The sequence below is a fragment of the Halobacillus sp. K22 genome (genome assembly GCF_052246795.1).
GTDB lineage: Bacteria > Bacillota > Bacilli > Bacillales > Halobacillaceae > Halobacillus.
The window spans coordinates 16,276-42,476 of sequence record NZ_JBQQCN010000031.1 but is presented as its reverse complement, the minus strand read 5'-3'; the positions used below and the strand labels follow the sequence as shown (position 1 = coordinate 42,476).

21 protein-coding genes and 4 pseudogenes are annotated in these 26,201 nt (G+C 42.3%); 10 read left to right on the top strand and 15 right to left on the bottom strand.

The genetic code is table 11. From position 1 onward, the window contains the following. Positions 1 to 51: 51 nt before the first annotated feature. Together betA and betB are read right to left on the bottom strand one after the other, a co-directional pair. Positions 52 to 1,737 carry a choline dehydrogenase gene (betA, locus tag ACTWPM_RS18030; RefSeq protein ID WP_443134388.1) on the bottom strand — a complete coding sequence of 562 codons (1,686 nt, stop codon included), beginning with the start codon at positions 1,735 to 1,737 and terminating at the stop codon, positions 52 to 54. Positions 1,738 to 1,781: 44 nt separating this feature from the next. Then, positions 1,782 to 3,248, bottom strand: a complete 1,467-nt coding sequence (betB, locus tag ACTWPM_RS18025; protein ID WP_443134373.1) for a betaine-aldehyde dehydrogenase — start codon at positions 3,246 to 3,248, stop codon at positions 1,782 to 1,784. 573 nt (positions 3,249 to 3,821) lie between these two features. Between betB and ACTWPM_RS18020 the strand changes: the two genes are divergently transcribed. Then, complete coding sequence (locus ACTWPM_RS18020) at positions 3,822 to 5,483, top strand: sodium:solute symporter family protein (protein ID WP_443134372.1); 1,662 nt, start codon at positions 3,822 to 3,824, stop codon at positions 5,481 to 5,483. A 356-nt stretch (positions 5,484 to 5,839) separates the two neighbouring features. Here the strand turns inward: ACTWPM_RS18020 and ACTWPM_RS18015 are convergent, their stop codons facing one another. The 3 genes and pseudogenes from ACTWPM_RS18015 to ACTWPM_RS18005 form a co-directional block, all read right to left on the bottom strand. Beyond that, entirely contained in the window at positions 5,840 to 6,004 is a 165-nt protein-coding gene (locus ACTWPM_RS18015) for a hypothetical protein (protein ID WP_443134371.1), read from the bottom strand. A gap of 402 nt (positions 6,005 to 6,406) precedes the next feature. Further along, on the bottom strand, positions 6,407 to 8,008 hold the full coding sequence (locus tag ACTWPM_RS18010; protein WP_443134370.1) for an FkbM family methyltransferase: 1,602 nt from the start codon (positions 8,006 to 8,008) through the stop codon (positions 6,407 to 6,409). Between the two features lie 89 nt (positions 8,009 to 8,097). Beyond that, positions 8,098 to 8,418, bottom strand: a pseudogene (locus tag ACTWPM_RS18005) (glycosyl transferase); the annotation flags it as partial. A 3-nt stretch (positions 8,419 to 8,421) separates the two neighbouring features. Here ACTWPM_RS18005 and ACTWPM_RS18000 point away from each other — a divergent pair. Both ACTWPM_RS18000 and ACTWPM_RS17995 read left to right on the top strand, forming a co-directional pair. Further along, positions 8,422 to 10,170 (top strand): annotated as a pseudogene (locus ACTWPM_RS18000) (cation-translocating P-type ATPase); the annotation flags it as partial. A 449-nt stretch (positions 10,171 to 10,619) separates the two neighbouring features. Next, positions 10,620 to 10,760 carry a Spo0E family sporulation regulatory protein-aspartic acid phosphatase gene (locus tag ACTWPM_RS17995; RefSeq protein WP_443134387.1) on the top strand — a complete coding sequence of 47 codons (141 nt, stop codon included), beginning with the start codon at positions 10,620 to 10,622 and terminating at the stop codon, positions 10,758 to 10,760. A gap of 477 nt (positions 10,761 to 11,237) precedes the next feature. On the opposite strand, the gene ACTWPM_RS17990 is transcribed toward ACTWPM_RS17995, so the two are convergent. Continuing rightward, complete coding sequence (locus ACTWPM_RS17990) at positions 11,238 to 12,062, bottom strand: STAS domain-containing protein (protein WP_443134369.1); 825 nt, start codon at positions 12,060 to 12,062, stop codon at positions 11,238 to 11,240. A gap of 336 nt (positions 12,063 to 12,398) precedes the next feature. Here ACTWPM_RS17990 and ACTWPM_RS17985 point away from each other — a divergent pair, with 336 nt between their 5' ends. The 4 genes and pseudogenes from ACTWPM_RS17985 (at position 12,399) to ACTWPM_RS17970 (ending at position 15,928) form a co-directional block, all read left to right on the top strand. Then, positions 12,399 to 13,637, top strand: a complete 1,239-nt coding sequence (locus tag ACTWPM_RS17985; RefSeq protein ID WP_443134368.1) for an MFS transporter — start codon at positions 12,399 to 12,401, stop codon at positions 13,635 to 13,637. Between the two features lie 335 nt (positions 13,638 to 13,972). Next, a pseudogene (locus ACTWPM_RS17980) lies at positions 13,973 to 14,140 on the top strand (homoserine O-succinyltransferase); the annotation flags it as partial. Positions 14,141 to 14,289: 149 nt separating this feature from the next. Beyond that, positions 14,290 to 14,412 (top strand): annotated as a pseudogene (locus ACTWPM_RS17975) (homoserine O-succinyltransferase); the annotation flags it as partial. Positions 14,413 to 14,446: 34 nt separating this feature from the next. After that, on the top strand, positions 14,447 to 15,928 hold the full coding sequence (locus tag ACTWPM_RS17970) for an alpha-amylase (protein WP_443134367.1): 1,482 nt from the start codon (positions 14,447 to 14,449) through the stop codon (positions 15,926 to 15,928). A 163-nt stretch (positions 15,929 to 16,091) separates the two neighbouring features. Here the strand turns inward: ACTWPM_RS17970 and ACTWPM_RS17965 are convergent, their stop codons facing one another. The 3 genes from ACTWPM_RS17965 to ACTWPM_RS17955 form a co-directional block, all read right to left on the bottom strand. After that, complete coding sequence (locus ACTWPM_RS17965) at positions 16,092 to 16,403, bottom strand: hypothetical protein (RefSeq protein WP_443134366.1); 312 nt, start codon at positions 16,401 to 16,403, stop codon at positions 16,092 to 16,094. Between the two features lie 233 nt (positions 16,404 to 16,636). Next, positions 16,637 to 17,863 (bottom strand): DUF819 family protein, encoded by a 1,227-nt coding sequence (locus ACTWPM_RS17960; RefSeq protein WP_443134365.1) that lies wholly within the window; start codon positions 17,861 to 17,863, stop codon positions 16,637 to 16,639. Between the two features lie 21 nt (positions 17,864 to 17,884). Next, entirely contained in the window at positions 17,885 to 18,091 is a 207-nt protein-coding gene (locus ACTWPM_RS17955; protein WP_443134364.1) for a cupin domain-containing protein, read from the bottom strand. 378 nt (positions 18,092 to 18,469) lie between these two features. Between ACTWPM_RS17955 and ACTWPM_RS17950 the strand changes: the two genes are divergently transcribed. The 3 genes from ACTWPM_RS17950 to ACTWPM_RS17940 all read left to right on the top strand — a co-directional run bounded on the left by ACTWPM_RS17950 (position 18,470) and on the right by ACTWPM_RS17940 (position 21,223). Then, on the top strand, positions 18,470 to 19,327 hold the full coding sequence (locus ACTWPM_RS17950) for a hypothetical protein (protein ID WP_443134363.1): 858 nt from the start codon (positions 18,470 to 18,472) through the stop codon (positions 19,325 to 19,327). Positions 19,328 to 19,376: 49 nt separating this feature from the next. Beyond that, the gene (locus tag ACTWPM_RS17945; protein ID WP_443134362.1) at positions 19,377 to 20,504 is read left to right on the top strand and encodes a toxic anion resistance protein; all 1,128 of its coding nucleotides are present in this window, start codon (positions 19,377 to 19,379) and stop codon (positions 20,502 to 20,504) included. A gap of 260 nt (positions 20,505 to 20,764) precedes the next feature. Next, positions 20,765 to 21,223: a hypothetical protein gene (locus ACTWPM_RS17940; protein WP_443134361.1), complete on the top strand. Its 459-nt coding sequence runs from the start codon at positions 20,765 to 20,767 to the stop codon at positions 21,221 to 21,223. Positions 21,224 to 21,283: 60 nt separating this feature from the next. Here ACTWPM_RS17940 and ACTWPM_RS17935 read toward each other — a convergent pair whose 3' ends face one another. From ACTWPM_RS17935 to ACTWPM_RS17910, 6 genes are all read right to left on the bottom strand, one after another. Then, entirely contained in the window at positions 21,284 to 23,419 is a 2,136-nt protein-coding gene (locus tag ACTWPM_RS17935) for a DNA topoisomerase 3 (protein ID WP_443134360.1), read from the bottom strand. Between the two features lie 217 nt (positions 23,420 to 23,636). After that, positions 23,637 to 24,821 carry an alanyl-tRNA editing protein gene (locus ACTWPM_RS17930; protein ID WP_443134359.1) on the bottom strand — a complete coding sequence of 395 codons (1,185 nt, stop codon included), beginning with the start codon at positions 24,819 to 24,821 and terminating at the stop codon, positions 23,637 to 23,639. Positions 24,822 to 25,122: 301 nt separating this feature from the next. Continuing rightward, positions 25,123 to 25,344, bottom strand: a complete 222-nt coding sequence (locus tag ACTWPM_RS17925) for a hypothetical protein (protein WP_443134358.1) — start codon at positions 25,342 to 25,344, stop codon at positions 25,123 to 25,125. 162 nt (positions 25,345 to 25,506) lie between these two features. After that, the gene (locus ACTWPM_RS17920) at positions 25,507 to 25,641 is read right to left on the bottom strand and encodes a hypothetical protein (RefSeq protein WP_443134357.1); all 135 of its coding nucleotides are present in this window, start codon (positions 25,639 to 25,641) and stop codon (positions 25,507 to 25,509) included. Positions 25,642 to 25,662: 21 nt separating this feature from the next. Next, entirely contained in the window at positions 25,663 to 25,968 is a 306-nt protein-coding gene (locus ACTWPM_RS17915; protein WP_443134356.1) for a spore coat protein, read from the bottom strand. Positions 25,969 to 25,982: 14 nt separating this feature from the next. Continuing rightward, complete coding sequence (locus ACTWPM_RS17910; RefSeq protein WP_443134355.1) at positions 25,983 to 26,186, bottom strand: hypothetical protein; 204 nt, start codon at positions 26,184 to 26,186, stop codon at positions 25,983 to 25,985. Positions 26,187 to 26,201 lie beyond the last annotated feature (15 nt).

The following is a 26,201-nucleotide window of genomic DNA, read 5'->3' as shown; positions in this document are numbered from 1 at the left end:
GAGCCTTCACAAGACCCCTGATTTCGTATTGTTTCCTAATTTAATTGCAAATCAACCTTTTAGTGTTCCTGCATCAGCAGGGTGAACACCGTGCTGGTAGTAATCCAGATCCTCAGGTTCAAGTGGTTGTTTACCATTAATGATGTCCGCTGCTTTTTCAGCCAGCATCAAAACCGGGGCATGGATATTACCATTGGTCACGTAAGGCATAGCCGATGCATCCACGACCCGCAGGTTGTCCATACCATGGACTTTCATCGTCTTCGGATCAACGACGGCCATAGGATCGGACGCCGGCCCCATTTTTGCTGTACAGCTTGGGTGTAGGGCGGTTTCTGCATCTTCTGCAACCCAATCGAGGATCTCCTCTTCAGTCTGCACGTCTGATCCTGGTGAAATTTCTCCACCATTATACGGCTTCATCGCCGGCTGGGACATAATTTCACGAGTCACACGTACGGCTTCGACCCATTCCCGTCTATCCTGTTCCGTAGAAAGGTAGTTATACACCATGCTTGGATGGGCTTTTGGATCATTCGATTGAATTTTTAATGAACCGCGAGCATCGGAGTACATAGGTCCGATATGAACCTGGAATCCGTGCTCGACAGGTGCTTTCTGTCCGTCGTAGCGTACGGCGACCGGCAGGAAGTGATACATCAGATTCGGATAATCGACGTCGTCGTTGGAACGAGCGAATCCGCCACCTTCAAAGTGGCTCGTTGCCGCAGGTCCTTTGCGGGCTAGTAACCACTGCAATCCGATCCATGGCATCCGTGCTTTATTCAAATTCGGCTGCTCAGAAACCGGCTGTGGGCAGGAGTGCTGAATGTAAACTTCCAGGTGATCCTGAAGGTTCTCACCTACACCGGGAAGGTTCACTTTCGGCTGTACGCCTACAGAACGAAGATGTTCCGGATCACCAACCCCGGAAAGCTGAAGCAACTGAGGCGTATTGATCGCACCTCCGGAAAGGATGACTTCTCCTGCTTTTACGAAATGTTCTTTTCCATTTCGTTTGTACGTCAAACCACGAGCTTTCTCGCCCTCGATATCAATGTGCTGTACGAATGCACGTGTTTTTACCGTAAGATTCTTGCGCTTCATTGCCGGGTGCAAATACGCACGAGATGCGGACATGCGGCGACCTTTGTACACATGCTTATCGAACGGCCCGAAACCTTCCTGGCGAAATCCGTTTACATCAGGCGTACGGGACTGGCCAGCTTCGACAGCTGCATCGAAAAAGGCTTGGAAGAGCGGATTCTTCGCTGGCCCTTTTTCCAGTTTGATCGGACCGTCATGGCCGCGATATGGGTCATCTTTATCAGAACCGATTGCGTTCTCCAGTCGTTTGAAGTATGGGAGGCAGTGGGCAAAATCCCACGTGTCCATCCCTTCGTCAGCACCCCAGCGCTCGTAGTCTTTCGGATTTCCCCGTTGATAAATCATGCCGTTGATGGAACTTGAACCGCCAAGTAACTTTCCACGGGCATGCTTGATGCGGCGACCTTTCATATAAGGTTCCGGATCGGATTCATATTTCCAGTCGTACAGCGATTTACCTGCAGGGAATGGCAGGGCTGCAGGCATCTGAATCAGCAAGTCCCACGCATAGTCTTTGCGCCCTGCTTCCAGCACCAGTACACTTTTCTTTCCGTCTTCACTCAGCCGGTCTCCGAGGATTGACCCCGCACTACCGGCTCCAATCACAACAATATCGTATGCTTCACTCATTGGTAGAACCTCCTTCGTGTTTGCCAAAATTTCATCCCGACGAGTTACTTGAACCAGTGGATCGGTTCAGGCTTCACGTTACGGAAAATGTGTTTCGTTTCTGTATATTCTTCCAGACCTGGTTTACCGAGCTCACGGCCGATACCGGATTGTTTGTATCCGCCCCACGGTGCCTGAGCAAAGTATGGGTGGAAATCATTGATCCAAACGGTACCCATGCGCATCTTACTTGCCGCACGTTCTGCTTTATCGATATCTGTCGTAAACACTGCACCAGCAAGTCCGTAAATCGAATCATTCGCCAAGTTCACCGCTTCTTCTTCGGTTTGGAAACGCTCGATGCTCAGAACTGGGCCGAACACTTCCTCCTGGACAATTCTCATATTAGAAGTACACTCGGTGAAAATCGTCGGCAGGTAGAAAAATCCGTCTTGCAGCTCTGGATCGTCCGGGCGTGCGCCTCCGACAAGCAGATTTGCACCTTCCTGCTTCCCGATCTCTACATAACTTTCGACTTTATCACGATGCTCAGCAGAGATGAGCGGTCCGGATTGTGTGTCCTCTTTGAAACCGTCTCCTAACTTAATTCGTTTCGCTCGCTTCTTAAGTTCCTCCACAAAACGGTCGTGAATGGAATCTTCTAGGATCAATCTTGCTCCTGCAGAACAAACCTGTCCAGCATGGAAAAAGGCTGCGTTTAGTGCCTGATCGACAGCCGTTTCAAAATCCGCATCCGCGAATACGACGTTCGGGTTCTTCCCGCCAAGCTCAAGCGCTATATTCTTCACATTGCTGCTCGCGGTCTGCATGATTTTCTTTCCTGTTTCAATACCGCCAGTGAAAGAAATCAAGTCGACATGGTTACTTTCTGCCAGTTCGTTCCCTACGGTTGCACCATCGCCTAGTACGAGATTGACCACTCCTTTAGGGAAGCTTGCTTCTTCCATCAGCTCCGTCACTTTCACCGTCGTAAGCGGAGTGATTTCGCTGGGCTTGATCACGATCGTGTTTCCTGCGGCCAAAGCCGGCGCGATTTTCCATGCGGCTTGAAGCAACGGATAGTTCCAAGGGGTAATTTGACCGCACACTCCGACCGGTTCGCGGACGACTTTACTCTGACTGTCCGGGATCGGCGATTCGATCACTTCGCCACCTTCTTTGTCTGCCAGACCTGCAAAGTAACGGAACACGCCTGCGATATCGTCCATGTCCGCACGGCTCTCTTCCACTGTTTTCCCGGTATCGAGCGTTTCGAGTTTAGCCAGTTCTTCCTTATCCCGTTCGATCAACTCTGCAATGCGGAGAACTTTTTGTCCGCGCTCCGCTCCAGGAGTCTCTTTCCACTCTCCATGGTCAAAAGCTTCTCTTGCTGCAGCGATGGCGAGCTCCGCATCATCAGCGTTTCCATCAGCTACTGTCTCAACGACTTTCTGGTTGTACGGATTAATGATGTCTTTTGTGTTACCTGATTGAGCATCTACCCATTGGCCATTGATGTACATTTGTTTCATAAATCGTACCTCCTCATTCGTTTTGTTTATTTTATTTAATTTTTTTTAAACGATTTGAACAATTCATATGTTAGCAAAAGGTTTTGAAGTTGTAAACAGCTGTACTTCGTTCTCTTTTCAGATAAGGGGGAGTACCTTTAGCGGGAAAAACAAGTTTCATAGAGAGAAAATAATCTCTGGTTCCCGCGTTTTTTAATAGAAGGGGACTGAACCTGACGAAGCATAACTTACCTAGATTCTATAACCTTAAAACTCGACCCTAAACCATAAATAGGACTGTTTCTCCTTACTCCCAAATTAAAAGATGCATTCAGAACCGTTCCTTACGCACTTTTTATATATCGGCTCACGTCTTGGCGCTATTTGTCTGAACCATAATTTCCCCTGTGAAGCGAGTTGACAAACTATCATTCTACGTTAAGGTAATAGATGGCAGTGTTTAATAATTATTAAACGTTTTAAACCATTTAACATGAACCGGTTCTGTTACAAGCGTTACTTTTTAAAAATATGATCTGTTTGTCTTTCAAGCAGATCTATAACTAAACCTATAAATTAATAAGGAGTGATAGCGTGCAACCGCAGTCATCTGAAGAGCAAGAAAAGAAGCAGACTGAAAAAAAGCAGAATACGAACGTTGAAAAGGCAGGATTATTAGGATTTTTAGGGTTACTCGCCATCGTTTCCCTGTACGTTGCACTTACAGGTAACGATGTCAATTGGGGAGCATTAATTTTCATGTTCATCTCCTATGCGATCATCTTCTACATTGGCTCCGTTTCCGCTAATAAGAAATCGGACAGCGCGGAAGATATGATGGTCGCCGGCAGGTCCATGCCGCTATGGGTCGCGATGTTCACGATGACCGCAACATGGGTCGGCGGAGGATATATTGCTGGGACAGCGGAGACAACGTTCGCCTCAGGCATTGTCTGGGCACAGGCACCATGGGGATACGGATGCAGCCTGATCATCGGCGGTATTTTTTACGCCCGTAAAATGAGAAGGTACGAGTTCACGACCATGCTCGACCCACTGGAAGTCCGTTTCGGAAAAAAAGTGGCAGGGGTTCTTTACCTTCCCGCACTCTTAGGTGAACTATTCTGGAGTGCTGCAATTCTTGTGGCTCTCGGAACCACGTTCGGCCTGATTCTAGGACTGGACTTCAACACATCCATCATCATTTCTGCCATTATTGCCATCGCATACACATTTGTCGGCGGTATGTGGTCCGTCGCTCTCACCGACGTAGCTCAAATCATCATGATTATCATTGGTCTATTCCTTGTCGTTCCTTTTGCACTCTCTGAAGTCGGGGGCCTCAGTCAAGCATGGGGAGCTTACACAGAAGGCATGGCCGGGTTTACAAATATGCTCCCGCCACTTGATGGCTGGAATCATCCGGACTGGGGAAATCATTATTGGAACTGGTGGGACTATGCATTGCTGCTCATCTTCGGGGGTATTCCTTGGCAGGTTTACTTCCAAAGGGTTCTTTCCTCGAAAAATGAAAATACAGCGATGTGGCTCTCGATTGCAGCCGGTGTCCTATGTATTGTTCTCGCCGTACCAGCTGTTATGATCGGTGTCGCAGGTTTCTCTGCTGACTGGGCGAGCTACGGAATCGAAGGCCCTGGCGCCTCTTCCGAGATTCTCGCTTACGTCATCAACTATATGTCACCTTATGTCATTTCTATTGTCGCGCTCGGTGCTGTAGCAGCAGCGGTCATGTCATCGATGGACTCTTCCATCCTTTCCGCATCCTCCATGGCAGCATGGAACATTTACCGTCCGCTTGTGAAACCAAAAGCGACTGGAAGGGACATTACGCGTACGATCCGTGTTTCTATTATCATTATTGGACTCTCAGCAACCATTGTCGCATTGAATATCGATAGCGTATATACACTCTGGTATCTCTGTGCCGACCTCGTCTACTGTATGTTATTCCCTCAGCTGACGACAGCGTTGTTTGATAAAAAAGCAAACACATACGGAGCGATTGCAGGACTTTCCGTTTCCTTCTTCCTTCGTTTAGGAGGAGGCGAACCAGCTCTCGGATTACCCGCATTTCTTCCGTATCCAATGATCGAAGACGGCGTCGTACTTTTCCCATTCCGTACGCTCGCGATGGTATGTGGACTACTCACCATCATCATAGTTTCCCGACTCACGCAGAAGGCTTGCCCACCGCAGCCTCTCAGCAAGCTGAAAACGGAAATAAACGAAAACTAAATTCTAAATCGGGCAGTTCCTTTATAAAAGGAGCTGCTCGTTTTTTGTTTTAGCTCGGGGCTGCAGTTTTACAGTTTACCTAATAGTGAACTTCAATTCTAATCATTCTTATTTAGCTGAGAAAAAAAGATTGTTTAGAAATCCAAAAAAAGTACCTCCTGCAGATGAAAATAAGCTCTTCAAAAGTTCTCTAAACTTTTGAAGAGCTTACTAATTTTAATGTTAAATTCTAGCCATATTAGGCTTTCAATGCTATAAAACTTTGCTTGGACAGGGCTTGGGGTGTATCACATCTGAAGCGATGTTAGGAAGAAACAGAATAATTAAAATGAAAGGAATTAAGCCTAAAGTATTTGCTATTCCTCTTGTTTCTTTTTCTTTCGTTCTGCTAAAAACCCATCCAGTTCAGCAAGGAAATCGTCTGCCTCTTTCATTACTTGTTTCGCGGAAGTTGTGTTTACCTTTCTCACCTTGTGAACAGGGAAAAGAGAAATAATCTTTCCGTTTTTGCTTTCACTCATGCCGAAACACCACCCTAAAAAAGAACTGTTATATATTTTATTATTTTCTTGAGAAATACTAGTAATTAAAGCTCCTGCCCCGATAGATTGTATTAATGAAGAAGTAAGTTTTTCGAACCCCTTGTAGGAATTGCTCGAAAATAACGGTGTAAAATTAAAAAGTGCTTAATAAATGGCTTAATCATCCACGCTAAAGTATTCTCTTTTTGAAAGCTGTCTTCTTCCCTCATCCTCCCCTGATAAGAAAAGGGTTCAAGCATTCTCGTATAATACCGACCGGCCCTGGGCTTACATAGTTTCAAGTATAATGATCATAATATTTGAAAACATCCACGTTTTCCTACATAAGGAGTATCTAAACAAATTAAGCTCATAGAGGACAAATACACACTTTAAAAATAATTACACAAATAAAGTTGTTGGGGTAGCGTTGAATTGTTTTAGTGATTTATAGTTAAATTTTTCTAAAAAACTATATATAAGATGCAGTTTATCATCGGTTGTTGTTTCAATATAGAGTAGAGGTTTGTGTTTTTTTAATGTATGCTCCGCCCCTTGCAACACGTCCATCTCCATTCCTTCCACATCAATTTTTATTACATCCACTCTTTTTAACTCACTAAACAAATGATCGATCGTCTCAATCACTACATCACCTTCAAAGTCACCTTTTAATTGACTCATCCCCATGTTGTCTTCTGAACCGCCTACTATCGATCCTTTACCCAGCTTTTTCCCTACCCCAATGTTGAGTAAAGTTGTTTTATTCTCTAAACCGTTTAACTGAACATTTTTTTCTAATAAATCAAATGCTTCACGATTGGGTTCGATAGAGAAAACGCTGGCCTGACAATGCTGTGCAAAAAACGTAGAATGATTTCCTATATAGGCTCCTACATCAATGATAACACTATCTTCCGGAACTCTGTTTTTTATATCCATTAACATGGATTCTTCATAAAAAACTTGATGGTTAGCGATAATTCTTTGAATATGATCTGTAGAGTTGGGAAGTAAAAACTGGGTTTGTTTTCCGTTAAAATAAATGGAGTAGATGTTCTTTTGAGCAATTTTCTCTTCTAACAAGTCATGGACTTTGGTAATTTGAGAGGAGAACTCGTAATTCCTTTCCACAAATCGCCTGTAATTTAAAGAGTTATAACTTCCTTTTTCAATCATACTTGTTAAATCATCAAATGTACTCCAAATAAACTCTTCAGGATAGATGGTGCCTGCGCCCACAAAATTATGAACTAAAGGCTTAATTCCTTTAGCCATGGCTTCCATTACAGATAAATGCTGACTCTCCAGTAAACTTGAACTAAGAATGTATTGTTTGTCTTCTAACCAGTGATTGATATCTGACTGCCAACCTTCAACGATAACATTGTCTTGAAGCCCAAATTTTTCTATCATTTGGTTAAAATAAAGTTTATATCTTGGTTCTTGAAAGTTACCTGCAATAAATAGTTTATAGTTACTATCCTTTTCATAAATAGCATGGAAGGCGTGAAGTAAAAGCATGGGACCTTTTTTAAAGTTCAAATAACCTACATAGGCAATATTAAAGCCTTTAGTTCTTTCTTTAAAACTTAGCTCATTTACTTTGATACCATTTGGAATTACCGTAGTTTGATCTTTAACAAGGCTGGGTGTTTCTGCTAATGCATATTCTCTTATGTGATCCGATACAAATACTACCTTATCGACTGATTTCCAATTCACTTTTTTCAAATAACTCGTAAAGACTTCATAACTATGGATTCGACAAATTATCTTTTTGTGTTTAGCTATAGCTGTCTTACTTCCGTAAATCATCAGATCATCACACCATTCAAACCAGCACAAGTCAGCTGCCTTCATATAATGATCGATATCTTTCAGGTTTGTAGTGACATAAATTATTTTTACATTAAAGCTACTCGATAAAGAGGTTGCCACATCTCTCACAAAAGTATCAAGCCCAGGCTTAACGAAGATAAACACTTTAGGTTTATTACCCATCCGCTCTATTCACACCCATTCAGTAATATAATAATAAAACAACTATTCTATGGGAATATTTCAAGCCAAAAATAAGAGATGTACCTCTATTATGATGGAGATTCATCCTGTGGCTGCTCCACTGTTTGACTTGTTTGATTTAACCCTAATTTCTTCTCGAGTAGATCTTTATTGAAGAGCACCCTTTCATCTTGAGGGCGATAGGTTCTAGCTAATTCATTATGTTCGTATGATTTTGGGAAATTAGAAAGGTTATAATAACAAACGCATAACTGTAAATGAGGATACCATGTGGAATAAGCAGGATAAGTAAAGCTCCATTTATCAGGGTCGTCTTCTATAGTCGTCGCTAATTCGTACCAATAAATTGCAAACTTATATTCTTTTTTTCTTTGAAAATTGTAGCCCACTCAGTCACGATCGTCCTCTCTGTTGGAACAAATAAAATGGCAAAGCAACATGCCATCATCCGTAAACTTCCTGCTGTAGAGACATTAGGTTCGACAAGTATTATATGTACAGACAAGACGGGAACCTTAACGCAAAATAAAATGACGGTCACTGATTACTTCTTACCTTTACATCCAAGGGAGAGCTTACCTGAAGACGATGTGAATTGGGATAAAGCAGAGCAATTGTTTGTGCAAATCGGCACCCTTTGTAATGACTCGTATATCAATCAGGATAAGCAAGAAGTAGGAGATCCGACAGAGATTGCCCTCATTCATTTCGCTAACAAGCATACAGCTGGATATGAACAAATACAAAACCTTTATCCACGTATAGCAGAATTACCATTTGATTCTGATCGCAAGTTGATGTCCACAGTCCATCAGATGGATAATCATACTCTGATGCTGACCAAGGGTGGCCCTGATGTGATGTTCGACCGCGCAAGCTACGCGTTAGTAAATGGAGAAGAACAGGCTTTAACAGAGGATATGCTCGATCGTTTCAAAAAAGCAAATGAGGATTTTTCAAATCAGGCCCTCCGTGTATTAGCACTCGGTTACAAACCGTTACCAGACGGAACAGAGGACATCATTCATGACGATGAGCAGGACTTTGTATTGGTCGGTTTAACGGCAATGATGGACCCTCCACGGGAAGAGGTCTTTCATTCTATTGCCCAAGCCAAACAAGCGGGTATTCGACCCATTATGATTACCGGCGATCACAAAACAACGGCTCAAGCGATTGGACGAGAAATCGGCTTAATGAAGGAAGAGGATCTTGCTGTTACTGGAAAAGAACTGGATCACATGTCAGCGGAGGAATTAGAACAGAAGTTAGACAAGATTGCAGTATATGCCCGGGTATCACCAGAAAACAAAATACGCATTGTCCGATCCTTGCAAAATCGCAACGCTGTTACAGCGATGACTGGTGACGGTGTTAACGATGCCCCCGCTCTCAAGCAAGCAGACATAGGGATTGCCATGGGAAGTGGTACCGATGTTGCCAAAGATGCCTCCGCCATGATTTTAACCGATGATAATTTCGTCTCCATCGTCAATGCCGTACAAGTTGGACGTACTGTATTCGATAACATCAAGAAGTCAATCAGCTACTTATTTGCAGGGAATTTAGGAGCCATCCTTACAATTTTATATGCCGTAATCTTTAACCTGCCAAACCCATTCACTGCCTTGCAGCTGTTATTCATTAACCTAGTCAACGACTCGCTTCCTGCCATTGCGTTAGGAGTAGAGAAATCTGAACCAAACGTCATGAAACGAAAACCACGCCCTATTGATGAAGGAATTTTTGATAGAAAAACGATCCAAGCCGTCTTAACAAGAGGCATATTAATTGCGATTGCTGTAACAAGTTCCTTCTATATCGGCTTAAGCCATTCCAATGAAATGGGCGTGGCGATGGCCTTTACCACCTTAATCCTATCCAGAACGCTCCAGACATTCGCCACACGATCCAATACGAAATCAGCCATCAGCATTGGGTTGTTTAGTAACAAATACGTGGTCGGGGCGGTTGCCCTTGGATTTGTCTTATACGGCATTACCGTCTTACCGTTCGCTCGCGATGTATTTCACATCCCACCCGAATTTGGTATAACAGAATGGCTTATTGCGACTTCTCTCGCTCTTGGAGCTGTGATTATGATGGAGATTGTGAAGTTTTTGAGGTATCGAAAAGAATAATTTATATGCAAAAGGGCTTCTTATCGGGCCATAGTCACTCTTAAGAAGCTCTTCTATTAGCGTTTATTGGTATATAAATGAAAAGTATATGCATCCAAGGGGTTAGGAAGGTTAATGACATCATGCCACCCATCCACAGCTAATCTCGATAGGTCTTTTTGCAGCCTGCCCACATTCGCTGCACGCTTCTATCTAGCTAAGTAACTTATTAACCAATTGAAAGTAGATTTGGAGAAACAGTTACTAAATCCATAGGTGCTACAAATTTTCGATTCCACAATCAGCAATTTATTAACCAGACAATTGAGGAGTAATAACCATTTCCATCGAAATTCTACATGGTATAATTTATCTTATCTTGCTGGTGGCTAAGTTCTATCAGTTAATTGGAGGAGGATAATGTCAGTAAAAAATATTTGGAAAATAAAATTGAAGAAACAAGAGAAAAGATGTACTCAGCTTATATGAATGAAGCCGACTTTCGAGATATTTTGATTATTTCTCAACAACTAGATTGCTTATTAAATAAGTTGGAAAAACTGCGCAAAGAAAAACCCTCACTCTGGGAAAGTGAGGGAAACCAAGATTAACCCCCACTCATAGAGTGGGGTACAGGCCGTGACGGCTTACTAAGTATTGGAAAACCAAACCTGTTTTTCCATTGTAGAACATTTAATGACAAACATCTACATAAAATCAGAACTTTTTTCACCAACATTCATGTTACTGTTTATTTTACTTCAAAAAAAGAGCTTGACCTTAGACATAAGGTTAGGCTCTTGCTTTGTAAAATAGGAAAAACAAGTCGAAGCTAGGGCCACATCTGACTTTTCCTTCCCATACCTTTATACACTTTACCATTACATCAATTATGTGACTGGAGGTCTGAGCTGCCTCTTCTACAAAGGTCCCTTGAATACCTCCACGTAATCATTGCAAAAATAAATAATGAGATGACGTTAATCATTTTCTTATAGACCAGTCCCCCATGTAACAACCGGATCCGTGATATCTATTATATTTCTGACCAATATCAAAAAATGAGTGATTCTCATTTATCGATTCAATTAAGTAATGAAATACTTACTTAAAGCTTGCTGCAAGGTAGCTAAGGTTTCTGTCTCACGATTGAAAGCAAGTCCAGTATTCAATACCTCTTGCACGATTTCTTTCCTTAAACCAGTAATGACCGTCTTACAGCCCATCATATTTATCCCATCAATACTCTTCTTTAAGTCGATGATCGCTTCTTGATCCATTACTGCGACTCCGGATAAATCCAGTATTAACGTGGATATATTCAATTCAGAAACTTTTGTTAACACTTTTTCCTGAATAATCTCTATACGCTTAGTATCCATTGTACCGATGAGAGGAAGTACAAAGATTGAATGGTTAATAGGGATAATGGGTACAGATAGATTTTTGACCAATTGTTGCTGGGACTTAATTAGTGAATCCTTATAAGTGGAATAACGAATGAAGAAGGTATTCAAAAAGTCATCTACACGATTGTTAATTTCGGTTTCCAACTGGAAGAAATCCTCCAATTGGTGATTTTCGTTTTCCTTACAATACTTTTCTATAAATAACCACAACGTTCTACGAATAGAATGGACCCATTCTAGTTTGAAAGATAAATCAATAGAATGCGTAGCCCAGGCTACACCCTCTTGTTCAGCGAATTTCTTCAAAGATTCATCTTCTTCATTAATAATATATACAACTATGGTATGCGCATTGTTAACGAGGTCGATGTTCCCCACTCGCATGATTTCATCAATCTTCTCTTGAACATTTTCTGCTTCCGATAATAGAGTTTGTTCGAAGGCTTTACTATTTGCCATAAAGTATTCTTTAAAATGCTTGGAGTATTCAAAAGACTGCTCCATAGGACTCGCCCCTTCCTATACTTTTTATATAATTTAATATTGCGCACCACAAAAAATTGAACCTCATAGTTCATTCACTCTTATACTTGGAATAATACCGAAACCTCCCTTTATATTACATTCTACAAAAGGATAAATTTCCCTACTAGATGATTATGGAAATGGAGTTAACAAGATTTCTTCAAATCCAAATAAACTCAAAGATAGCTTTTACTTCATATCTGAACTTAGTATCCATTTAGATTAATGCATTAGTCTTAACAAAAGAAAATAAATCATGCTATCATCCATTCAACTAACAACTTGAAGCCAGGTTCTTTTACGAGGTGATTAATCATGCACAATCAAACGACTCAAACCCAAGTGGGCGTCAAAGAAAATCAGGTTCAATTTATTCTATTAGTGGTCATTAATTTATTTGTCGGTTCAATGGTAGGTTTGGAGAGAACCATTCTACCTATTTTAGGAGAAGAACGTTTTGGATTAGCATCCATGAGTGCTGCCCTATCTTTTATTGTGAGCTTCGGTTTTTCAAAAGCGGTTATGAATTTCTTTGCAGGTGATCTGGCCGATCGAATGGGTAGAAAACAAGTTCTTCTTATTGGCTGGGGAATCGGATTATTTGTTCCGATCATGGTCATTTTCGCTCACGCCTGGTGGGTCGTTATTATCGCCAACATCTTTTTGGGTGTTAACCAGGCACTTACTTGGTCCATGACGGTTAATATGAAAGTGGATCTGGCCAAATCAACCCAAAGAGGATTAGCCGTTGGATTTAACGAATTTGCTGGATATATAGGTGTAGCGATCATGGCAGCTGTATCTGGTTATGTTGCCTCCACTTTTTCTTTAAGCCCGGAACCATTTTATATTGGAATTGTACTCGTCATTATCGGCTTTATACTATCCCTTATTGTGCAAAATACCGATCAGCATATGAAAGCACAAGCAAAACAGCAAAAGAAGGAATCCGATCCTGTTTCGACGTGGGAAGTCTTCAAACGTACCTCATGGAAAAATCCTAATTTATCGAGCAACAGCTTTGCTGGATTAGCAACCAACTTAAAAGATGGAATGGCGTGGGGGCTTTTCCCGATATTTCTTGCTTCTGGCGGGTTAAGTGTAGGTCAGATCGGCACAGTGGTCGCCGTGTACCCTGCAGCCTGGGGAGTATTCCAGCTCTTTACCGGCGTGTGGAGCGATAAAATAGGACGAAAAAAACTGATCGTAACCGGGATGTTTGTTCAAGCTTTATCCTTATGGCTTATATTAATCGTGGACACTTATCCTTTATGGCTCATAGGAGCTATCCTTCTAGGAATAGGAACAGCCATGGTTTACCCTACGATACTAGCTTCCATAAGCGATGTAGCTCATCCCGAATGGCGTGCTACATCCATGGGAATTTATCGATTTTGGAGAGACAGTGGATACGCATTTGGTGCGTTAATTGCAGGAATTTTGGCAGACATGATCAATGTGAATTGGGCTATCGGACTTGTTGCTATCCTCCCGTTTATTTCCGGAATCATAGCATGGACAAAATTGAAAGAAACGCTTCAAGTGGAGGCATAAAGATATCTCTAAACATTCCTCCCATGATGAATATAGTGAGAATAGAGAATATGTAATTTAAAGTTTGGAGGAAAAACTTTTGCATTACAGAGAATCTGGTACTCGCTCTTGCTAGTGGACATTACGTTTGTAAAAACCACAACTTTCAATCAATAAGTTCAAGTAAATCTCATATGTAAGACTTATACTCTTAATTGATCGATTAAAGCACCGCAAATTTAACGGAATGATTATTAAAAAGGGTTCCTTTTGAGCGCTTCCCGTTTGAAAAAATCCAATATTGGGAAGAGGTAAATATAACCTCTGTCCTTCATATACGTTAGGGCGCTAAAACGGCACTTTTTCATCATTATGGTACCGATAGATTTGCCCTTCAGGAAAAATATTCAAGTGCTTTTCACCATAGAACCTTTAATAGTCATGGAGACATTAAGCTCTTGCAAGGATTTGACGATGAGTTTATCGCTTCTCCCTCACTACATACAAATGGATCAGCAGATTAAATAAATGCAGCAGTTGAAGAGTTAGGATGTCCAAGGTTGATACACCCATTATAAGGTACTGGACATTTGGAATACGATACGGAGATCCCTTAAGGAAATATATGAGCGAGATTTAGACAGAGGGTTAAGTGTAGAATTTACCCGCGCATTATTTTCCAAATAACACCCCTCAAGAATTCTCATCGAATTGGTGGCATTCTCATGCTCGTTTATTATTTTTAAATTGTCCCAATTATTATGAATATAAGGAAGCGCCATATAAGTGGAAATGAGAGAGACAGAAATTAGTGAAATGAGGAAGATAATATGGAGCGTAATCACACCATGATGCAGTTTTTTGAATGGCACCTGGCTAACGACGGTGACCACTGGAATCGTCTAGCACTGCTAGCAGGTGAAATAAAAGAGTGTGGCATCGATGCTTTATGGATCCCACCCGCAACAAAGGGTATAAGCCAGGAAGATAATGGCTACGGAATTTATGATGGTTACGACTTAGGCGAGTTTGAGCAAAAGGGTACAGTTCGTACGAAATACGGAACGAAGCAAGAACTCTTAGATGGCATAGCCGCTTGTAAAAATGTAGGAATTCAAGTTTACTCAGATGTTGTCATGAATCATAAAGCCGGTGCCGATGATACGGAGCGCTTTGAAGTGATCGAAGTAGATCCTAATGATCGATATAGAGTTGTCTCTGAGCCCTTTGAAATTGATGGATGGACAAAGTTTTCATTCCCTGCACGAAATGGGAAACATTCCTCCTTTAAATGGTCCCATTACCATTTTAACGGCACGGACTATGATGCCAACGAAGATAGAATTGGTGTTTTTCAAATATTAGGAGACAACAAACGCTGGAATAGACATGTTGATAAAGAATTTGGAAACTATGATTATCTCATGTTCGCTAACATTGATTACCACCATCCAGCCGTACAAGCAGAAATGCTTTACTGGGGTGAATGGTTTATTAACACAACCAGATGCGACGGACTTCGGCTGGATGCGATTAAACATATTAATCATAATTTCATCTCTGTTTTTGTTCATGCCATGCGTTTGAAATTTGGAAAAAATTTTTATTTTGTAGGGGAGTTTTGGAAGCCAGACCTAGAAGCATGTCAAAACTTCTTAAACTATGTAGATTACGATATTGATATATTTGATGTAAGTCTTCATTATCACTTTCACGAGGCTTCACTGGCTGGTCGTAATTATGATTTAAGTCAAATTTTTGAAGACACCCTTGTTGGTACTCATCCAACGAACGCAGTGACATTTGTTGATAATCATGATTCGCAGCCTCAAGAAGCCTTGGAGTCCTGGGTGGAAGACTGGTTCAAACCTTTGGCATATGCCCTCATCCTCCTTCGTAAAGATGGTTATCCATGCGTATTTTACGGAGACTATATTGGTATAAATGGTGAAAATCCGATCCAAGGTAAAAAAGATATGATTGATCCAATCTTAGATGCAAGATACCATTACGCTTACGGTGCCCAAAAAGACTATTTTGATCATGGAAATACGATTGGTTGGGTAAGAAAAGGCGTCTCGGACTTTCCAGGATCAGGGTGTGCCGTAGTCATGACTAATGGTGATGATGGAAAAAAACGCATGTATGTCGGAAAAAAACTCGCTGGACAAATCTGGATAGACATAACAGGTAACCATCCCTCACGCGTAAAAATTACAAAGGACGGCTTCGGGCAGTTCCGTGTGAAAAGCGGTACCGTCTCTATATACGTTAAAGAGAATGCATTAGAAGAACAAGAACAAAAGCACTAACGCGCCTTCTCCATGTCCCAAGCATCGATTATTCTCTTGAGGCGTCTTTCGCTATGTCCATCGTGATTCACAAAAAAGACTCATCATTTCCACTTTAAAAGCCATGTGAGAATATTGCACGTAAAAAAGCAGCCAGAAGGGACACCCCTGGCTGCTTATATTGTTAGTTTACTGGACCTTTGGTGGCACCAGTAGAAGCAGTATTATCATCGTCATCTTTTTGTTCGGACGCGCTTGTGGCAGCTGCTATTTCATCCTCTGCAGAATCCGTCAGCTCATCTTTAGCTTCCTTAATTTTATTGCCGACATCTTTTAATTCTTCTTCTGCATCTTTAGCTGTAGAAACGATATCCTGCGATTCTTCTTTAACATCCTGTGCCTTATTTGCAATATCTTTTCCTTGAGTATCCAGAATCTCCTGAATTTTATTAAAAAGAATCTTTCGTGATAGAAGCTGTCTTTTGAATACGGTCAACCAGGTCGTTTTTAATACTTTGTCAATAGTACCCAGTCATTCTCCATTCTCCAAATCATCGACATTCTCCCACAAGTGGACTTCCCTCCACTGCGAATAACGCTCTTCGGAGAGTCAGCATCCACTACTGACCTCGTAAGAGAATTCAAATCGGTGAATTGCTGCAATCATGTCTCCACTCTTGGAGATGGGCTAACTTAGAAAACCTTAACAATCCCGGGACTTCACCTGAATTACATTAGGCTCTGAAACCAGAACCCAAGTCCTGTACCAATGTAGTTTCCAATTATATACCCGAGTGTACCCACAAGAAGAATGGGCACAATCAATTTATGCCAGCCTTTTGCAATGGCCATGGCTGCAGCTGTTGTCGGACCTCCCATGTTTGCGTTACTTGCAAGCAGTGTTTCTTCTAAATTAAATTTAAATAGTTTACCCAAAACGAGTGAGAATAGCACATTCATCAGCACAATAATTAAAACAAATACCAATAATAAAGGTGAAGTTGTTACTACTATTGCGATAGAAGCTGGTACACCGATGACTACAAAAAATAAATAAATCAAGAACGTCCCTATCTCCTGTGTACCTTTAATGCTTTCGAATTGTCTGGGAAACAATGAAACAACCAGCACTGTAAGTGTCGTAAGCAACAGATAGCGATCGCCAATGATACCACCCAACACCTGAAAAACGATGTTTACATCCTCACCACCAGGAAGGACTCCAGCAAAAAAGTCTGCGAGATTAAAGGATACTGTAACAAGGGCAAACGCACTCGCCACACTGATAGCAATATCTTTTAATGATATTTCTTTTCCTTTCCAGAAAGAAGCTGCCTGCGTTTCACTCTCATCTCCAGTCACACCCGATTCTACCTCATCAATATGAGGTGTTTTGAATTTGTCACGGAAAAATGAAAATGTCGGGATGGCCATCAAAACAAAGAAGAAAGTGGCCATCATCATATTGTCTGCAACCACTGTAGCCGAAACAAGATCACTTGGCGTCTGGAATTTTGCGGCCATTGCTGCAAAGTTTACACCACCGCCGGTATAGGAACCTGCCATCATTGCACCGATTTTATCCAGATGGGGAATCACATCTTTTAAGAGCATAAACGAGATAATGGTTCCGGTGACCGTACCGATGGAGCTTAACAGAAAAATAGTCAGCATACGTCCGCTTTCCTGCCAAACCTTCTTAATATTCGCCTGAAATAGAAGTAACGGAATCGCCAGCGGTACTACATAATTCCATACAGCATCATACACACTAGACTCAAGCGGTATAACATTTAAATTGGCTAATACCATGGCGCCAATTAATGCAATGATTGCTCCGGAAATTTTCGATGCCCATTTGTACTTTTGCTCCAAATAAATACTGATTGCAGCCCACCCTGTCAGAAACGACCAGAGCGCCCACGTATTGTCCGACGATATTAACGTGTTATCCAATTTATTCACCTCTTCGTTTTTTTAAAAGCTTGGCGGTGTCATTGCCCAAACAGTAATCGCCTTTTCGTTAGTCGGATTGATGTAGCGGTGAGGTCTCATGCTGTTAAAAGAAATACTGTCTCCTTCTTCAAAATGCCCTTCCTCTTTGCCTAAGACAATGGTTAATTTTCCTTGCAGGATGTTTTTATATAAGTAATTTTTATAATAGATTTGTTCGATCTCTAACATAGAAAATCTATTTTTTATTTTATTGAAAATTATGTATATTTTTTCATGATACTATAGTTTGTTAACGCCTTCAATCACATAATCACGAATGTAATAGGGTGCGTCCAGAGTAACAAACTTTGATCTTGTTGAGATTAAAGAGCATGGAAATGAATATTAGAAGATTGGGCTAAAACAATTCAAAACTCTCAAAGCAACTTGGATAAAGAGTTAGCGGAGGTAGTAGATATGTGTGGTAATGCGGATGCCCCCCCTCCTTTTTCCGGCGGAGAGCACATAGGTATTTCTTAATATTAAACACAGATTTGTGGTATTCTAGAAGTATAATGGAAATATTTTGTCGAGGAAAAGGAAGGACTCAAAAGGGGCTGACGAAGCATGGACAACTTCTACTCTTCTACGCTTGAGAACTTGGAAAGAACATTCATGCCGTATCTCTCCGAATACCAGCGCTATATCGATTTTAATACCATGAGAGAAATGAAGCAGGTCAGTAAAGGGAAGCTCCCTGTTTATTTCCATCTGGATATCAAGGAACTGGTAGAGATGGACAAAAGATATATTTTGGATGTGTTTTGGAATGGTGTCTTTTTCACTGTAATTATTCCAAAAAAATCCAATATGTTCCGAGGTACCATCGAGGTATACGGAAAACCGCCAACGATGCTGCTTGGCCGGTTTGAAGTTGATGAAGAAGATAAAGCTATTTTCCCTACGTTTTTTAAAGAAGAATTCACACGAAGAAAAGGACTCGGAGACACATTACGTGATTTTTCGGAGGTTTTATTTTCGTATCTGGATTCCTACGTGGCTGAACGGGAACCATCCGGGGAGGAAACAACTTCGGAACATCCTGGAGAACCAATCCTTGCAGGCTGGGACTTCCCGTTTCTTGAGAACCACCTTGATCTGCAAAAAGAATGGGCATCTCTTAAAAAACGGACCGTGAAGCAATTTAAACGAATAGAAGAGCTCGAGATTGAAGATCAATACGCCCTGGAAACGATGATGGACAAAGACGTTCCTGACTTCATCGAGTCGTTTCAGCGATTGTCGGATGACAATAAGGAAAACCGGAAAGGTGAACTATTGGAGACGATGAACGATTTGCGTAAATTCATCGAAACCCTGGAGCAAAAAGAAGAAGAAAGTTATGCGCAGAATTTTGCCAGAAGCAAGGGGATTATTGCATCGAAGTACAACAAGGAAGACGAGAGCTTCTTCTCGCGGAAGTAAAAAAGATCTTTCTCGGAAACCTACGAATGGCAAATAGGAGGGTATGGACATGAGTGAAAATTCCATCCACAGAGACAAAGAAGCGGAAATGAACGATCAGGACCTGAGAGAAGCAATGACGCTTATTGAAAAAGAAGATATCGACCGCCTGAACGACGAGGCCGAAGCCTACGCGGAAAGGTTCAAATCTTCCAGAGACGACTCCCTTTCAGAAGTGATGAGAGAACTCGGGGATCTAGGAGAAAAGGAACAGCGCGTCGCCGGGGAGACGATGGAAACGTTGAAGCGCCCGGTGAACGATCTCATGACCAAGGGCAATAACGACATTCCCGAATCGCTGAGTGAACTCGAGGCGATCGTGTCAGACCTAGATCCGAAGCGCACCGAAGGGAACGGCGTCCAGAGGTTTCTCTATAAACTAAGCAAAAAGCAGCCCATCGACCGCTACATGAAAAAGTATGAAACAGTCGACTCGAAGATTGATACCTTGGTTCGCAGTCTGCTGGCGGGGAAAGATCGCCTGGAAGAAGACAGCGTCGAATTGCAGCTGATTAAAGAAAATGCCCAGAAGCGTATTTATGAGCTGGACAAGCAAATTTATCTCGGGAAGAAGCTGTTTGAGCTTTTGAAAGAAAAAGAAACGACGGGCGAATACGAGCTCGCGCTACTTACAGAAGGAAAAGAGAAAATCATTACGCGTACGAGGAACATGACCCAGATGAAGAGTGTCCTGCACCAGAGCATTTCTTCTGTGGATATTATCAAGAAAAACAATGAAAAGCTGAAGGAATCGATTCGTAATGCGGTTACGCTGACAAAAAATATTATTACTGTCTCCGCTTCGATTCAGCTGGCTTTGAACAATCAGCGAAAAGTCATCGATACGGTGAATGGCGTCAATAAAGCGACCGAGAATATGCTGCTGTCGAACTCCAGGAATCTGAAGGAAAATGCCGAAGAAACGACACAGATGATGGAGAATCCGGCAATCAGTATGGAAGCTCTTCAGGAATCTTTCGATAACGTATTCGAAGCCCTGAAAACGACCGAGCAGTCGTCCGAACGGATCATCGCTTCAAGTGAACAGTTCATAGAAGAGATGGATGCGTTAAACGAAAATGTCCGGAAAAAATTATCCCAGACCGGGAGTCAAAGACAACGAGCGCTTCGTGACTGAAGCGCTCATTTTTTACCTGCGATTTGTGCGAGTCGAGCGGAGTTTGGGCATGCCCCCACAATTTGGTTGCTAGCTCGCCCTATTGCGCTGTCGGATCAGCCTATTGCGCCGTCAGACCAGCCCATTGCGCCGTTAAATCAACCTAAGCTATAGAAAAAAGAACAGCTTTTCAGCTGCCCTTTCATATCTTTTCCAATCAAAAATAAAAAGTAATCACCACTGAATAAAACTCTTTCAAATCCAAATACTACCATGAGGTGGTGAAATTGACTCTTATTATTATCATAGGCTTTGTCCTTCCCTGGTTCACAGGTATATATTTGTATAGAAAAGCTCCCAAAATCTTTTATACGACTGCACCTATTACGGCTTTAATTGCCGTCGTTTTTAACCAGGCCGGCATTCATTTAGGCTTATGGAAAGTTCACCCGATGCCAGGAGTTATGCTGTTAGACTCCATTTTCCTGGACTTAGGTATTTTCACGATCGCAGGAGCCTGGTTTACTTATTTTTACGTGTACAAAAACATAAAACCAATCTGGTTATATAGTGTATTTATAGGCGGGATGGCTGGTTTAGAAGGGTTCGCCCTGCTAATAGAAACCTTATCCTACGATGAGGATTGGAACTTCTTCTATACCTTCCTTATGTACGCAGGGGGCTTTATAGTCATTGGTTTGATTTCAAAGAAATTAAGGAGACTTCATGTTTATCCTTAATTTCTACTTTTAATTAAACTATGGGGTGAACGTATATCATCCGTTCACCCCTTTGCTTTCTCATGACTTATTCGCAAAATCAAACTTAATCTTATAATCCTCATCCAACGTTAAAGCGGTACTGAACGGTTTCTTTCCTTTGAAGCCCTTCAAAACCCGCGTCTTCTTCTTCTCACACAACGTTTTAATCATATTCGCTGACAGTGATTTCCCAGCAAGCCGCTTCGGAAAGCTTACTTTACAGCCATTTTTATAGTTCGAGCAGGCATAGAATTTATACCGGTCCATAATCTCGCCGCCTGAGCAGGCCGGGCATTTGGCGACAGCCGTATTCCACTGTTTTTTCTCACCGGTACTCCGCACGTTCACCTGCTGAATCGATTCAGGCGTTTCCTGAATGAGCTTTTCGATAAACTGGCTAGTCTGCTTTATAAACATCTGCTTGGACCCTTCACCATTGCCGATTTTCTTCAAGTACGATTCCCATTTGGCTGTCATCGACGGGCTTGATAACAAGGTGCCTTCGATCGCTTCACACAGCATAATCCCTTTGTTGGTGATCGACACGTTGTTTTTCTTCACTTCAATGTAATTCTGCGTTTTAATCGTTTCAATAATGCTCGAGCGCGTGGCTTCAGTTCCGAGACCTTCCACTTCTTTTAAAATCTCCACGTCTTCCTCGTCACTCACCAGTTTTCCACACGTTTTCATCATATTGATCAGCTGGCCTTCTGTGTAGGGCTTCGGCGGCTGCGTCATGCTTTCTTTAATATGAAGGCGGGCACCTACTTGTTCACCGTTTTGGACCTCTGGCAGAATGGGGTCTTTTTCTTGTCTGGCTTTGGACGGCTTCGGAAATAGCTCTTTCCAGCCCTGCTTCACTTCTCTTCTCCCGGTCGATTTAAAAGGCAGGTCATGAACATGGGTGAAGATCGTCGTTTCTTCATACACGTAATCTCCGTGGAACATCGCAAGTGTGGTCGCGAGAATTTCATGGTAAATGTTCGACTCATCACGGCTCAGTCCGTTCAATTTCTTTTCCGTAGGTACGGTTTTTGTCGGAATGATCGCATAGTGTTCCTGGACTTTACTGTTGTTCACATATCGTTTGTTTGGTTTTAGTGAAGCAGGTGTAAACGATACATTCATCGCTTTCTGATAGGCATCCAGCTTGTTCACTAAATAATTGAACTCACTATTAGTAATATAATTACAGTCCGTTCGCGGATAGGAAACCAGCCCTTTTTCATACAGTTTCTGCATCGTCTTTAACGTGTGGGACGGTGTGTACTTCCAGCGCCGGTTCGCCACACTTTGCAGGGTGGACAGGGAGTGCAGCTTCGGTGATTTCTGGTACTTGGTCTTCTTGTCGACACTGTGAATCATGCCCTGCAGATCCTCATTTTCCTTCAGGCCATGCTTGTCCATCAGCGCCTGCACTTTGGCTTTATCCTTTTCCTTAATTTCAGCCAGACCTTTGTACGAACCTTTTTCCGCCTGGAACAGCCCTTCAATTTGATAAAAGGGTTCCGAGACGAAGTTTTCGATTTCTTTGTGACGCTGGTAGATCAAGTAAACGGTCGGCGACTGCACGCGGCCAATCGACAGGTGCTGGTTGAATCCTTTCTTCTGCAGCAGCAGCGTGAACAGGCGGCTCGCGTTGATGCCTACCATCCAGTCGCTGATCTGCCGCGCTTTTGCTTCATCAAACATGCGCAGGTCCCTGTCATTGCTTTGCAGGTTCTTAAACCCTTTCCGAACTTCATCCTTCTCCAGAGAATTGATCCACAATCGCTGGACCGGTTTTCCTTTGACGCCGGTTAAACGAAGGATGCTGTAAAAAATGTTCGAACCTTCGCGGTCAACATCGGCCGCGTTCACAATCACATCCGCCTGTTGAAACAATTTTTTTACCGCCTGGAACTGCTCCCATTTTCCTTTCGAGACTTTTTCAAGAAAGCGGTCCGGTACGATTGGCAGCTGATCCAGCTTCCACTTCTTCCACTCTGGCTTATAGTCATGCGGTTCTTTGAGTTCCACCAGATGGCCGACGCCCCAGGTGATCGTCGCTCCGTTCGGGAAGGTGGCATCCGGCTTTAATTGTATGTACGTTTTCGTTTTTTCCTGAGTCGTAAAGGCCGCTGCATAAGCTTTGGCCTGAGACGGTTTTTCAGCTAAAATGACCACTTTCGTCATGGTCACACACTCCTTTCAGTCAACCACATGAGGAATGAGGTTTGGTCAATGGACGATTCCTGGATGGATTCGAGGAGATAAACACAGAAAATCCAGGAACGTATGTTCTAACCTTATTATACTACAAATGGCAAGGGCAGGGAAAAATGATTTAAGCTCTTCATGCAAAAACTCCTCCCGGCCGCTTCCAAGCGGTCGCAGAAGGAGCATCTATCCCCTAGATTAATTCTTTCACGTGATTTGAAAAAGCAGTCCCGTCCAGCAGCTTTTTGCCGCCGCCCTGGACAAAATGCGGTTTCCCGCCTCCTTTTCCATCAACCAGAGGCATCGCCTGTTTCGCGATATCATTCATATTCCGGTCGATCTCAGCCCCGTGTGCCAGAACGAATTGCAGCTGATCTTCCTGTTCACTGACAAGGATGAGATACGTACCGGAAGCTTTTTCAATAATAGCTTTTCCAAGCGACTGAAGTGATTTAATCGGGCGGTCTTTGAAGACGCGCTGGATCACCGGCTCCCCTTTCGTCTCAGAAATAATATGACGCGCTTCATAATGAAGGAGCTGTTCCTCAAGCTCAGAAATCCGCTTATCCTTCTCCTTGCTTGCCTGAATCATCTCGCTTACTTCCTCGACGAGCCTTGAGTCGGGTCTTGGAATCAGCTGCTTCATGTCTTTCAAAATGCCGTGCTTCTGACCGAGCTTCTCAAGCACTCGCGATCCGCAGACAAACTCGAGACGAACCTGTTTCTTGTTTTTCGTCCAGCCCAGAAATTTCACCCCCATCACTTCCCCGGTTGAAGCCGGGTGAGTCCCGCCGCATCCATTGTAATCCACCTCTGGAATGATTACGAGACGCACATCCCCCTCAACAGCCAGCGACTTTCGCAGCGGATAGTCGTTCGCTTCCTCGGCCGTCATCCACCTGGCTTCAATAGGAAGATTCTTGAGAATAATCTGATTCACCTGCTCCTCTGCGTTTTGTAAAAGGTCTTCCGATAGATGATTCGTATCTAAATCAATCGTCACCGTATCGCTTCCTAAATGAAAGCTCGTGGTCGGAATGCTGTACTGATCATCAAAAACAGCCGATATGATATGCTGTCCGCTATGCTGCTGCATATGATCGATACGGCGCTTTCGATCGACGCTTCCGTGTACTTCTTCCCCATTTTGCAGGAACTCTTCTTTTATGTAATGCCGGACTTCACCGTCCACTTCTTCCACATCAATCACTTCGACCCCATTCAATGTACCTGTATCGTAAGGCTGCCCGCCGCCTGTCGGATAAAATGCCGTTGCATCAAGCACCACGTACGGTCCCCGTTCGTCCTTATCTATTTTTACTAGGGTAGAGTCAAATTCCAACTGGTAAGGATCCTCGTAGTAAAGCTTTCTCGTCATCGTCTATTCCCCCTGGGTTATTCGTAGTTGCATCGTAATCGTTCCTTATTCATTTGGCCGGACCATTACGATATACTGCTTCCTATTATTAGTCTTAGAGTTTACCATAATCCGCCGCATCTTGACAGGAACTACACCTTAACAAAAAAATGATGGCGATCAACCGCCACCACGATAAGGGACCACAAGAAAAGTTATACAGGAGCATCAAAATTGACGTTTAAACAGAGATTTATGACTTGAAATTTTTGTTATGGATATACACGAGATCCAATGATATTCACACTATAAACCGATCTTTTTATCCGCTCTTCTTCTCACTAACTATCAAACATTGGACAATTTCTATATTTTCTTTTGGTAATTTTTCCTGGGAGGCAATCTTTTCCTTTGCCGCTTCCCTTAATTGATCTTCTCCTAAGGTGTCTTGCTCTAAGTGAATGTTATCCGTTATTCTAAATAACTGCGGGCGGTCCAATTCCGTTTTTTTATGATAATTAATCCACTCCACTTGCACTAACATTGCTCCCCACCTTCCTCATAAAGGATAAAGAATTAATGACACGGACAAGCTAACGTACTTGCATGGCTTACGTAAAGTGGTCTAAAGGACGAAACTAGAATGCAGCTGCATTCTAGTTTCATTCATAAACCACTATTAAATTAATTTACGCATTGTTTCTTATTAATCGTCAGGATTCTTTTCACTTTCTTTGGTACTCTCATCCTCAACTTCACGCTGTGGATCAATATCGCGATTAGGATCTTTCTGCTTCATCTTCTGTTCAGGGGAATCTTGCTTTTTATTGTTGTCTGCCACGTTTATCCTCCTTTTCGTAATTTACTTACTATTGGAAGGCATCTCGAGTGCCAGGTCCGCCTTTTCTAGGTCATGATTAATTTGCTCGTTCACATCATAAGCGTGATACAGCTCATTCTCAATCATATAAGTGGCAACTTTATGATGCAGATCAATCGCATCATTTAGCTGTTTTTTCAATACTTTATGAATTTCCGGGCTTGCCGTTTCAGTAATTGCTACAGAATAACTTCGAACCGCTGCTTTAGCCGTAACGAGTAAGTCTGTTGCAATAACTTCATCATTGATTAATTCTCTATTATTGATTTTATCTAAGATCCCAGACATTATTATTCCTCCTTTTATTTAGCTTCTTCAAGAATTCCTTTTAATTCTTCAATCGCTTCCTGAGAAACTTTAGCATCTTCTTCAAGTAATTCCTTTAATTCCTTATCCGTTGCTAACCCTTGCATAAGCGATGATTTCGCCGCAGCCGCTGATTTTACAGTTAGCATTTCATGTACTTCCAAAACCTCATGTTGAGCATAATTCTTGTTCTTAGCCATGTAATCTCCTCCTCT